An 11,601-nucleotide genomic window follows, 5' to 3' on the forward strand; every position below is an offset into this window, starting at 1 on the left:
AAAAGTGACAAGGACTTTTACATTGTTATTTTGGACGCTTGCAACTGTTGTTAGACACAGAATTGCTTAAATATAGTGCTTAGAATCATAAAGTGGAAGATCAGCAAATGAATGCGCCCCTAAAATTACAAGATATGCAACAGTTGAATTCAGCAAATTCTGGATTGGCCTTGGATAAAAAACGTTATTTATGGCTCATCAGTCCATCACTGCCAGTGATTGGTCTCGGTATTTTGGCAGGCTATCATTTTGCACCAAAACCGTTTAAAAAACTTTTTGCCCTAGGTGGTCCGATTGTATTACATGTGGTTATACCTGCCATTGATACTTTAATTGGCACAGACAATAACAATCCTAATGCTGAAGATATCAAACTGCTTGAACAAGATCCTTATTATGCACGTTTGGTGAAGTCTTTTATTCCAATCCAATATGCAGCCAATATTTATGCGTGTTATCTGAGTAGCCGCAAAGACACCTCCTTGGTGGATAAAGTTACTCGGTATGTCGATGGGTGCGATCAATGGCATTGCCATCAACACCGCACATGAATTAAGTCATAAATCTGCGCGTATCGATCATATTTTATCGCATTTGGCGTTGGTGCCTTCAGGTTATAATCATTTTCGAATTGAACATCCATATGGTCATCATAAGCGTGCAGCGACCCCAGAAGATCCTGCATCTTCTAAAATGGGTGAAACCTTTTATGAGTTTTTACCACGTACCGTGATTGGTTCGTTTAAATCAGCCGTTGAAATTGAAACGCGTCGTTTACAACGTAAGGGCTTATCTTTTTGGTCGAAAGACAATGAGTTGTTGCAGGGTTGGAGCATGAGTGGCGTGTTTCATTCATCCATGTTGGCACTGTTTGGAAAAGGCGTAGTCCCTTATTTAGCCACGCAGTCAGCTTATAGCATTACCTTATTTGAAATTATTAACTATATTGAACATTATGGTTTATTGCGTCAGAAGGATGAGAAGGGTAAATACGAGCGAACCATGCCTGAACACAGTTGGAACAACAATAATATTGTAACCAATCTGTTTTTATATCAGTTGCAGCGCCATTCAGATCACCATGCTTATCCGACACGTCCATTTCAAGCGTTACGTCATTTTGATGAAGCGCCTGAATTGCCAAATGGTTATGCGAGTATGCTTTTGCCGGCATTAATTCCTGCATGGTGGTTTAAGATTATGGATCAGCGTGTATTTGATCACTATAAGGGTGATTTAACCAAAGCCAATATTTTTCCGAAACGCCGAGAGAAAATTCTTAAAAAATTTAAGCAGTGGATGGTTTAATCTTGTACCTTAAAGTTTCTTACGCCTAAGAAAGCTGTATTTTAATCTACATAAGACAAGATTCTTCTGTATATGATTAATCTAAAATCTGCGTCTAGGACAAGAGTTGATCTGGTAAATGCACTTTTTAAGTGAATATTTCTTTTCAGCTTGATTCGGCAGATTCAGATCGATTAGCCTTAATACCTTCAAAGCCGATGTGCTGATAATCTAGATTAGAATGATGTTTGATTGGGCTGAATTATTGCAACAATATGGCTATTTCACGGTCATGATAGGCGCCTTTTTTGAAGGTGAGACAGTGGTGGTGTTGGGTGCATACGCAGTCCAACAACATATTTTAAGCTATTGGCTTCTGATTTTTGCAGCAATGTTCGGTGGTTTTGTCGGAGATCAATTTTATTATTATATCGGTTCTAAATTTGGATATGGATTTATCAAGAAGCGTCCTAAGTTGGCTGAAAAATTTGACCGTGCTAGTTCCTTAATAGACCGTTACCCCATATTGATGATTTTAATCATGCGTTTTGCTTGGGGACTTAGAACCTTAATTCCAATGAGTTTTGGTGTTAAAAAATATCCATTGATTCGCTACACGCCAGTCAACCTATTAGCGAGTTTTATTTGGGCATGGCTTGTGGTGACTTTGGGGGTTCAGTTGAGTCATTGGTTTGAAAATATCTGGCAATCATTGTTGCCCCAATACCATGATCTCATCATCAGTGGCGCCGTGATCGTGTGTTTAATCGTGATTGTGGGCTTGCTACATGCCTTTTATCGTAGCAAGAAGCGACATGATCCTAGCGCTAAAAACTGATGATAGACGCTTAATCAGAACCCAAGCTCAAGAAAAATCTTGGCTTGGGTCTCCAAGTTCAAGCCAATCTAGCTTCAAGTGATTTGCTCATCCAGATTTCACAAGCATGACTGTGACCGGTATTGCCTTTTGGTGCATCAAGATGAGTAAAGCCCAACTTTTCGTACAATTTGACCGCTTGCCATAAATCTTGAGTAGTTTCTAGATAAAGGGTGTTAAAACCTTTGGATTGTGCAAATTCAAATGCATGATTTAAAATCTGTTTCGCCAATCCGAAGCCACGGATCTCTTTTAAGAAATACATTTTTTGAATTTCTAAGATACTGTTGTCACCTTGCAGTGGAGAAACACCGCCACCACCAAAGACTTGACCGTGTTGATCTTCAACCACCCAATACGCTGCATTCTCTTGATGATAGACACTATATAAGTCATCTAATATCGGATCGGCAACGGCAAATCCAGACTCAGGAGCAAGTCCAAATTCTTTTGATACTTCACGAATGATCTGAGCCAAAATGGCATTGTCTTGGATTTGTAGCTTGCGGATTGTGTACATGAAGCAGTTTTTTTGACATGAAAAGATGGAATTTTATAGCATCAAACAGCGATAAAATTCCACCTGAACTTGTATTGATTTGAATGCAACGCGTAAATTGTGCATGGCTGAACGAATTATTTCAGTTCACTCGAACTTTTGCCAAGTTCACGGCGTGCAATGATCAATTGTTGAATCTGCTGCGTACCTTCAAAGATATCAAGAATTTTAGAGTCTCTTGCCCATTTTTCTAGGAGTTCATCTTCGTTATAACCTAGGCTTGCTGCCAATTCGACACATTTCAAAGTGATTTCATTACAAATGCGTCCTGCTTTGGCTTTCGCAATAGACGCTTCACGCGAATTCGGTTTTTTATTGTCAGCCATCCAAGCGGCTTTTAAGGTCAATAAGCGCGCCGATTCCCATTCAGCTTCCATGCGATAAATCTGTGCCGCAATATTGGAGGTCTGTAAATAAGGGGTTTCGTAGCTTGGATCTAAAACATCGTTAAAAATCTGTTTAATCCGTTCTAAAGAAGCTTTGGAGCAACCTACGGCCATTGCAGCAACCAAAGGTCGGGTGTTGTCGAATGTTTCCATGACACCTGCAAAACCTTTAGCCACATCAATTTCAGCATTACCCAATAAGTTGGCAGCGGGTACACGACAGTCAATAAAGCGAATGACCGCGGTATCAGAGGCTTTAATACCGAGTTTATGTTCAAGGCGCTCGACATTCATGCCGGGTGTGCCTTTAGGAACCACAAAGGATTTGATCGCAGCACGACCTAATGATTTGTCTAAAGTTGCCCAAACCACCACAGAGTCGGCACGCTCACCTGAAGTCACAAAGATTTTTTCACCATTTAATATGTAGTGATCGCCGTCTTTGGTGGCAGTGGTGCGAATCGCTGCTGAGTCTGAGCCACATCCAGGTTCGGTAATCGCCATAGCCGCCCAAGTGCCTTTAAAGCGCTCAAGTTGTTCATCATTGGCAACTGCAGCAATGGCTGAGTTACCTAAGCCTTGGCGAGGCATAGATAACAACAGTCCGGTATCGCCGTAACACATTTCGATCACACCTAATGCGGTCGACATATTGACGCCATTTTTGTTACCGACTTCGCTATCGCCCCGTTTATTCACTGCAGCGCCCGCATTCATACCATCGCCACCTTCATTCATGCCGTCAAGTAATGAGGCAAGCATGTTCAGTTCTTTGGGGTAGCTATGCTCAGCTTTGTCATATTTTCGAGAGATGCGACGCAGCACATTTAGTGCAGTTTCGTGGGCTTGATCGACCAATAGTTTAAATTTTTTCGGGTTTTCTAAATTCATGAGATGAGATCCTGTATAAACCTAAGCTGTATGATTTGTTGTTATTGTTATGGCCTAAGCATGCAAGGCAGATTGCATAATTGCGGTAGCGCGTAAGTCTCGATACCAACGTTCAACAGGGTGTTCTTTGGTAAAGCCATGGCCACCTAAGAGTTGAACGCCATCTGTACCAATTTTCATTGATTTTTCAGCACATAAAATGCGGGCCAAATAGGCTTCACGATGAAAAGGCTTACCCGATTCAGCCAAACTTGCAGCATTTAAGACCAACATTCGCATCGCATCAATCTCAATGGCCATGTCTGCAATCATAAAAGCAACACTTTGACGATGTGAAATTGGCTCACCAAATGCGGTGCGTTCATTGGCATAGTGGATACAGTAGCTTTTTACTGCTTCAGCAGTACCTACAGCCATGGCACACCACATCAAATTGCCCAAATCTAAAAATGCGGAATAATTGAAGTCATCATCGCCTAAGCGTTCAGCAGGGGTATTGTTAAATTCAAGGCTAACCGTCTGAGTGGCTTTTAAGCCCATTGCTGGGCTATTTTTACAGCGAATACTGGCATCACGCTTCACAATAAACACGTCAGCTTTACCCTGAAACTCAGCATTGACCAAAAGTACATCTGCAGATTCACCAAGAATCACTAATGTTTTCTCACCATGAATGCTGTATTTACCTTGATTCAAACTGGCTTTGGTTTTCAGTTGATAGGGATTAAAGGCAGGTGTGGCTTCTTGAATAGCAAAGCTTGCCTGAATATCCGCATCATTGGCAAAGCCGGCAAGATATTTATTTTGTACTTGTTTAGATCCCCATTGGGTAATGGCATTAATGACGCTAAACGTTGATAACAAACCTGCAGTCAAACTGAAATCACCACGTGCAAGGTTCTCTGCTATCAGAATATTGCTGATGATATTTTTTTCACTAGCAACACCACCAAAAGCTTCAGGTAGAGCATAATAATTTAAGCCTAAATCTGAACTGTGTTTCCAAAGTGCGTCAGGAAATTGTTCATGGTGATCTGCATCGTGTGCCAAAGGATAGAGTACTTCACTTGCAAATTGCTGCATGGCATCCGCAGTCATTTGCTGTTCTTCAGACAGGTTTAAATCAAATAGAGATTTTTGCTGATTGGGGAGGCGTTGTTTTTGATTGCCTTGATTAGACTGAAAGGCCTTTTGTGTCGCACTTAAGGTTCTGAAGCCAGCTTTAGAGCCTTGATAGAGTGATTTCTCGATGATTTTTCTAAGTTTAAATTGATCCAGTAAATCGCTGCCTGCTATTTTTGTAATCAAAGCCAAGCCCAAACCCTGCGCTTTATTTGCCATATTGGTCATTATTCTGTCCTGATTTTTAGCTGTTGTATGGCATTATCCTGACATGAGTAATATTTAAATTAAATGTCGGATCTGACAATTCTATTGACCTAATTGGCGTGAATAGATAAGCGGTATTTTCGGGTTTATATTATTGAATTTAAATCAATATTATTTCTATTTATGAATTAAGAGATAAAAAAAATTGACCCAAATGACAAATTTTTACTTATCGTTTGGATCAATTTTAGAAATGAATGCGCTTGGCTATTAATTAAGCGAAAGGTTGAATCATTTTTCTGACATTGGTCTTCGCTTCAATCACCGTCATAAAGGTATAAGCCCCAATAAATTTGCGACTGATAAACATGAACTCTTTAGGCGGTACAGAGAAGTAACGTGACGCCATAGATTTAGAAGCGCGTTGCATCACACGACTATGTAATTGGCTTTTTTTCCAATCATAGCGTTGCTGTTCATCCATCACGTCATCGGGCAAGTCAGGATTATTTGCTTTGGTGCTAAAGGCTTCGGTTGCCAATAAAAATACTTTCGCCATGTCAGGTTTAATACTTAAAGGCATACCATCAAAAAATTCATAACTAGTCATGGCTTGAACCATCGCTTCGGCATCATGATGGTAACCTGCCTTTAATAGATTGCGCGCCACACTCAATAATTGTTGGTCAAATTGACGAATCGCGCCAAAATCTAACAAAATAATTTTATCAAGAATCTCTTCACCATTGCCTAAGCGAACCAAATAATTGCCAAAATTTGGGTCGGTTTGCATTTCACCCCATTCAAAGATCTCTCGTACCGCAATTTCAAGTGAAGCTTCGCCCAATTTATTACGGCGCTCTTGAGGTAAAGACAACATCACTGGACTGTTGATCGGTACGCCTCGTTCAAAGGTCATACACAACACTTGATCGGTGCAGTATTGATCAATAATTTGCGGAACAACATAACGAGGATCATCTTTGAGTCGTTCTGCAAAACGGCGAGTGGTTGCTGCTTCAATTTTGTAGTCCACTTCACGGTGCATCATCTCACGCACTTCATCAAACCACTGATCGAATTCACGCGTTTGAGGCACCATACGAGTCAATTTCAGCATGTTTTTAAATAAGCTCATGTCTGAATCAATGGCACTCGCTACACCGGGATACTGAATTTTGAGTACCAGTTCAAGACCGTCAGATTTGCGTGTAGCACGATGCACTTGTGCTAAAGACGCTGTACCCAAAGGTTCATGGTCAATAGTCAGGTCGTCTAGTTTTGAACCCAATTGACTCACCAATTGCTCTTTTATGGCAGGCCATGCAAGGGCTACGGTTTGATTGTTCAATGTGTTTAAGGCTTGAGTGATCTCTTCAGGCAAAAAATGCTCGCCGTACAATGCCATCATCTGCCCAATTTTCACAATTGAACCTTTGAGCTTACCAATCTCTGCAACCAAATATTCCGCTTGGTCTTTCATGGCTTGCTTGCGTTTCTTTTCTTTATCTTCTTCACTCGAAAAGATTGAACTCGCGCTTGAGGCTGCCCAACGTGTTCCTGCAAGTAACGAAGCTTTTGCGATAGAAAGGCGTCGATCCATAGAGGAGGTCTTTAACGCTTTAAGCTTTTCATTCTGATCTGACATGAAGATAAAATCCTGTGAGCGAATCGAGCTGATGAACTATTCTAATGAATATTACATCGTATGACCGTATTAAAATAGTTCAACTATTTGAATATCGGATGTAATTAATGTCAATGAATGTAGTTTTTAAATAGCCTAAGCAAATTTTAAATTTGATTTTACATTCGGTACGCTATTTTAAGTTCACTACGTTGCTTTAAAAGCGTTTTGTTTTGCTCGATGAACTGAGTGATCATTTCTTTAACAGAATCATGAGAAAAACCAAGTGCATAGCCTTTTACAATAATAATGCTTGGCAGGGAAAAGAAGAAATATTTGGCGTCTTCTAAGCTGGGTTGTTCAAAAATACCGTATTCAGTCAGCATTTTTGTTAGCTCGGTTTTTTCTACATTGACTTGAGAGGAGTCTGTGTCATTCCAATAGTTTTGGCGCATGGCCATTAAATTATTGTGTTTATAACTCATGACGAGGGGGCTTGATTGTGGGCTTGGGCTATATATTAGGCTTAACAGGGGATAAATCAAGCGACAATTTAAAATACAGAATTGCAAAATGAGCGCAATTCAAATTTAACCTTTATTTTTTTAAGATTTATTTTTAACAGTTAGCTGGCAAGAATTTCTTCAACCTTGAAAAAGCGTGTTCATCTAAAAACAGATACAAAAAAGCGAGGAATAAATCCTCGCTTTCTATCTATTGCTTAAGACTTAAGGTCTTAGATCGCAACGATATCAACAGCGTTAGGACCTTTAGGACCTTGAGTAACGCTGAATTCAACTTGTTGGCCTTCAGCTAAAGTTTTGAAACCTGAGCTTTTGATTTCGCTGAAATGAGCGAAAACGTCTGGACCATTTTCTTGTTGAATAAAACCAAAACCTTTAGTTTCGTTGAACCACTTAACAGTACCTTTAACAGTATTAGACATAATATAAATCCTTTGGAAATCTGGTAATCAAGGTCATAAATGACCCGGTTGTAACTTTGAAAAAATAATGAAACTTAAAATCTGAAACGAAACGTAGGATTATGAATAACACTGCGAAATAAAAGATTTAACGAAACAACACTAATTTTCTAGTTGGGTTCGATTATACATGATAAAAAAATAAAGTAGAAACATATATGACACTTATTCACTAAAAAACTGATGTATTTGTGTTAAAAGTAAGTCATATCAAGCTTTTTCATTAAAAAAATTGCAGAAAAAAATTAAAACAGCCTGTAGAAATTCAAAAAAATGCATAAAACAAGGTATTATAAGGCGCTTAAAGATACTGACCTTGGAGATACCTTAAGTGGATCAACTGACTATTAGCCCTGAACATTTGCAGGAAGCCGCTGACAATTTGAGCACAATACGTGATTTTATCCGTTTTGGTGTGTCAGCTCTACGTCAATATGATGCACACTTAGGTCAAGGTACTGAAGATTTTTTTGCTGAGAGTTCAGCATTGGTACTGCAAACACTAGCATTGGATTGGTCTGCGAACCCTGAAATTCTAGATGCAAAATTATTGCCAAGCGAAAAAGCTGAATTTATCAGTTTGCTTGAACGCCGTATTAATGAAAAAGTGCCAACCTCATATTTGTTAAATCTGGCTTATTTTTGTGAAAAACCTTATTACGTTGATGAGCGTGTACTGATTCCACGTTCTCCAATTGCAGAATTGATCAATAATCGTTTTGCACCGTATTGTTTAGATGAAAATCATCAACCTCGCGAAGCGGATAATAATTTACCGGTAAATCCAAATCCTAAAATGCCACGTCGTATTTTAGATATGTGTACCGGTTCAGGGTGTATTGCAATTGCATTGGCTTATGCATTCCCTGAAGCTGAAGTAGATGCAACCGATATTTCAAAAGAAGCACTCGAAGTTGCATCTATTAATGCTGAACACCACAACAAGCAGTTTGAAGTGGCGTTGCTTGAATCAGATTTGTTCACCAAAATTCCTGCCGAAAATCAATATGACTTGATCGTATCAAATCCTCCGTATGTTGATGCAGAAGACATGGCAGATCTTCCTGACGAATTCCGTCACGAGCCTGAGCTTGCATTGGCAGCGGGTCAAGATGGCTTAGATCTGGTACGTAAAATGTTGGCGCAAGCTGCAGATTATTTAACGGAAGACGGTTTAATTGTCATTGAAGTGGGTAATTCTGAATGGGCAATGAAACAGAACTTTAATACTGTGGATTTCCACTGGTTAACTTTCCAAAAAGGCGGTTCAGGTATTTTTGCGTTAACAGCAGCGCAATGCCGTCAGTATCGTGATTTATTTATTCAATCTGTTCAAGCATAAGGAGTCGTGAACGTGGCAGGTAATAGTATTGGACAACTCTTCCGTGTAACGACTTGTGGTGAATCTCATGGTGTTGGGCTCATGGCGATTGTCGATGGTGTGCCGCCCGGAATCGAGCTTTGTGAAGCAGATTTACAACATGATTTAGATCGTCGCAAACCGGGGACTTCTAAGTTTGCAACGCAGCGTAAAGAACCTGACCAAGTTGAGATTATTTCAGGGGTGTTTGAGGGTAAAACCACAGGCACCTCGATTGGTCTTTTGATCCGCAATACCGACCAGAAATCGAAAGATTACGGCAATATTGCGCAAACTTTCCGTCCAGGACATGCAGATTATACTTATACGCATAAGTATGGTTTCCGTGACTACCGTGGTGGTGGTCGCTCAAGCGCACGTGAAACTGCAATGCGTGTGGCAGCAGGTGCGATTGCAAAAAAATACTTGGCTGAAAAGTTTGGTATCGTGATTCGTGGTCATGTGACTCAGATTGGTATAGAAAAAGCTGAAGTTTTAGATTGGAACGAAGTTCCAAATAATCCATTCTTCTGTGGCGATATCAATGCTGTTCCACGTTTTGAAGCCCTTGTGACGTCATTGCGTGAACAAGGTACAAGTTGTGGCGCTCGACTTGAAATCATCGCTGAAAATGTCCCAGTAGGTTGGGGTGAGCCTGTATTTGATCGTTTAGATGCCGATATCGCGCATGCCATGATGTCAATCAATGCAGTAAAAGGCGTTGAAATTGGCGATGGTTTTGCGGTGGCTGAGCAATTTGGTCATGAATCACGTGATGAATTAACCACTGATGGCTTCTTAGCTAATCATGCAGGCGGTATTTTGGGTGGGATTTCATCTGGTCAAGATATTCGTGTGGCGATTGCATTGAAACCGACAGCGTCGATCACCACGCCAGGTAAAACGATTAATCTAAATCGTGAAGATACCGATGTATTGACCAAAGGTCGTCATGATCCGTGTGTGGGGGTTCGCGCAACGCCAATTGCGGAAGCCATGCTTGCGATTGTGTTGATGGATCATTTCATGCGTCATCGTGCTCAAAATGCTGATGTGGTTACGCCATTTGCACCGATCTAAGTGTTTGTAAAAGACTTTAAAAAACCAGACTTACTGTCTGGTTTTTTTTATCAAAAATATTTTATTTTAAGTTTCAGTGTTTATACTTTGGGTTGAGATGACGTATTGACTTCATAGGAATGTAAAAAGATTAAAAAAATGATGCTCTCAACATGTGTGGGGAATTTGAATGACAATAAAGTACGACCCTAAAAAATTGGGTTTTAGAAGAATAGGTTTAAAAGCATATCGTCTAAAATCACATACTTTAAAAATTTATCGTTCTTGCATGATGGCAATGCTGATCGGATGTAGCGCATTGAGCTTTGCACAAAATTTAACGCAATCTGAATATGATCAACACGTGAAACAAGCCTACCGCCAACTACAAATCTCACAACTGGATTTGAACCGAGTTTTGGATCAAAACAAACATCCTAAGTTAATCATTGAAAAATCTTGCCTTTATGTCAACCAACTAAAGCAATTGGAACAATTATCGCTAAACAATAGTGCACTTCAAAAAGCCAAAGACGAAGCACAGTTTGTTGCTGGATTAATTAAAGACTTTGATAAATCCTTTGCTGATTTGGGAACCACCTATCAAAAAAGTTGTACGTCCTTTTAATATTGAAAATGCGATGATATTCGATGTCTCTGGTCAGAATGTGTAGAAAGTTATTTTAAAAGGCACATAAGTCTCTAGTTGAATCCTAAATAAAAAAACCAGACTTAAAGTCTGGTTTTTTATGCTATTTTTCAACTTGTTATTGAGCATAACCTTTAAGGAAAGTTAAATACGCTGATGATTTTTCACCATTGGCTTTTAAAATTGGGCGTTGAATATCACCTTTGTCTGTTACCAGTTTTAAATCAATCTGCTTACCATCACGGAATGAGTTTAAGAAGCTCACCGGTACACGAATAAAGTTTGATGACGTTTTTAAGTTGGCTTGAGTCGAATATTGGGTGGCTTCAATGGTTGAGTAAGTATAAGGTTGACCATCCACTAAAAATTCGAATTGCTTAATGTCATAGGCTTCTGCATTGGTAATTTCTGCTGAAATTTTAAAACCTTCACGGGTTTCTTCTTTCCATCGCATTGAGAGTTCCGGGCAGACTTCATCTGCTGTACAGATCAATGGACCTTTGGTGACGACACGCTCAGACACTTGACCTGCACACGCTGTAAGAAACAAAACAGAAGAAATCAATACCAAATGCGTTTTCATATTTATACC

The 11,601-nt window shown here is 39.7% G+C and carries 11 protein-coding genes and 1 pseudogene; 5 read left to right on the forward strand and 7 right to left on the reverse strand.

Annotation, left to right across the window (positions count from 1 at the left end; translation table 11 throughout):
• The first annotated feature begins 134 nt into the window (after positions 1–134).
• A pseudogene (locus tag G8D99_RS07255) lies at positions 135–1,308 on the forward strand (alkane 1-monooxygenase).
• Between the two features lie 220 nt (positions 1,309–1,528).
• A complete protein-coding gene (locus G8D99_RS07260) occupies positions 1,529–2,125 on the forward strand; it encodes a DedA family protein (RefSeq protein ID WP_227554370.1) in 597 nt (198 codons plus the stop codon).
• A 58-nt stretch (positions 2,126–2,183) separates the two neighbouring features.
• On the opposite strand, the gene G8D99_RS07265 is transcribed toward G8D99_RS07260, so the two are convergent.
• The 6 genes from G8D99_RS07265 to G8D99_RS07290 form a co-directional block, all read right to left on the reverse strand.
• Positions 2,184–2,684 (reverse strand): GNAT family N-acetyltransferase, encoded by a 501-nt coding sequence (locus G8D99_RS07265; RefSeq protein WP_166323955.1) that lies wholly within the window; start codon positions 2,682–2,684, stop codon positions 2,184–2,186.
• Between the two features lie 116 nt (positions 2,685–2,800).
• Complete coding sequence (locus G8D99_RS07270; protein ID WP_166323957.1) at positions 2,801–4,000, reverse strand: acyl-CoA dehydrogenase family protein; 1,200 nt, start codon at positions 3,998–4,000, stop codon at positions 2,801–2,803.
• Between the two features lie 54 nt (positions 4,001–4,054).
• Positions 4,055–5,341 (reverse strand): acyl-CoA dehydrogenase family protein, encoded by a 1,287-nt coding sequence (locus G8D99_RS07275; protein ID WP_166327599.1) that lies wholly within the window; start codon positions 5,339–5,341, stop codon positions 4,055–4,057.
• Positions 5,342–5,603: 262 nt separating this feature from the next.
• Complete coding sequence (locus tag G8D99_RS07280) at positions 5,604–6,977, reverse strand: ABC1 kinase family protein (RefSeq protein WP_166323959.1); 1,374 nt, start codon at positions 6,975–6,977, stop codon at positions 5,604–5,606.
• Positions 6,978–7,135: 158 nt separating this feature from the next.
• The gene (locus tag G8D99_RS07285; RefSeq protein WP_166323961.1) at positions 7,136–7,441 is read right to left on the reverse strand and encodes a hypothetical protein; all 306 of its coding nucleotides are present in this window, start codon (positions 7,439–7,441) and stop codon (positions 7,136–7,138) included.
• A 251-nt stretch (positions 7,442–7,692) separates the two neighbouring features.
• The gene (locus tag G8D99_RS07290) at positions 7,693–7,902 is read right to left on the reverse strand and encodes a cold-shock protein (RefSeq protein ID WP_067659077.1); all 210 of its coding nucleotides are present in this window, start codon (positions 7,900–7,902) and stop codon (positions 7,693–7,695) included.
• A gap of 370 nt (positions 7,903–8,272) precedes the next feature.
• Between G8D99_RS07290 and prmB the strand changes: the two genes are divergently transcribed.
• From prmB to G8D99_RS15670, 3 genes are all read left to right on the forward strand, one after another.
• A complete protein-coding gene (gene prmB / locus G8D99_RS07295; RefSeq protein WP_166323963.1) occupies positions 8,273–9,283 on the forward strand; it encodes a 50S ribosomal protein L3 N(5)-glutamine methyltransferase in 1,011 nt (336 codons plus the stop codon).
• A 12-nt stretch (positions 9,284–9,295) separates the two neighbouring features.
• Complete coding sequence (aroC, locus tag G8D99_RS07300; RefSeq protein WP_166323965.1) at positions 9,296–10,381, forward strand: chorismate synthase; 1,086 nt, start codon at positions 9,296–9,298, stop codon at positions 10,379–10,381.
• A 169-nt stretch (positions 10,382–10,550) separates the two neighbouring features.
• Positions 10,551–10,988, forward strand: coding sequence for a hypothetical protein (locus tag G8D99_RS15670; RefSeq protein WP_227554371.1), 438 nt, complete (start codon positions 10,551–10,553; stop codon positions 10,986–10,988).
• A 139-nt stretch (positions 10,989–11,127) separates the two neighbouring features.
• On the opposite strand, the gene G8D99_RS07310 is transcribed toward G8D99_RS15670, so the two are convergent.
• A complete protein-coding gene (locus tag G8D99_RS07310) occupies positions 11,128–11,592 on the reverse strand; it encodes a hypothetical protein (RefSeq protein ID WP_166323967.1) in 465 nt (154 codons plus the stop codon).
• Positions 11,593–11,601: the final 9 nt, after the last annotated feature.

The sequence above is a fragment of the Acinetobacter lanii genome, from assembly GCF_011578285.1.
In the GTDB taxonomy this organism is placed as follows: domain Bacteria; phylum Pseudomonadota; class Gammaproteobacteria; order Pseudomonadales; family Moraxellaceae; genus Acinetobacter; species Acinetobacter lanii.

Coding starts and splice junctions, on each gene's coding strand:
- G8D99_RS07260 (WP_227554370.1), top strand. CDS start 1,529: ATGATGTTTGATTGGGCTGAATTATTGCAACAATATGGCTATTTCACG.
- G8D99_RS07265 (WP_166323955.1), bottom strand. CDS start 2,684: ATGTACACAATCCGCAAGCTACAAATCCAAGACAATGCCATTTTGGCT.
- G8D99_RS07270 (WP_166323957.1), bottom strand. CDS start 4,000: ATGAATTTAGAAAACCCGAAAAAATTTAAACTATTGGTCGATCAAGCC.
- G8D99_RS07275 (WP_166327599.1), bottom strand. CDS start 5,341: ATGGCAAATAAAGCGCAGGGTTTGGGCTTGGCTTTGATTACAAAAATA.
- G8D99_RS07280 (WP_166323959.1), bottom strand. CDS start 6,977: ATGTCAGATCAGAATGAAAAGCTTAAAGCGTTAAAGACCTCCTCTATG.
- G8D99_RS07285 (WP_166323961.1), bottom strand. CDS start 7,441: ATGAGTTATAAACACAATAATTTAATGGCCATGCGCCAAAACTATTGG.
- G8D99_RS07290 (WP_067659077.1), bottom strand. CDS start 7,902: ATGTCTAATACTGTTAAAGGTACTGTTAAGTGGTTCAACGAAACTAAA.
- G8D99_RS15670 (WP_227554371.1), top strand. CDS start 10,551: ATGACAATAAAGTACGACCCTAAAAAATTGGGTTTTAGAAGAATAGGT.
- G8D99_RS07310 (WP_166323967.1), bottom strand. CDS start 11,592: ATGAAAACGCATTTGGTATTGATTTCTTCTGTTTTGTTTCTTACAGCG.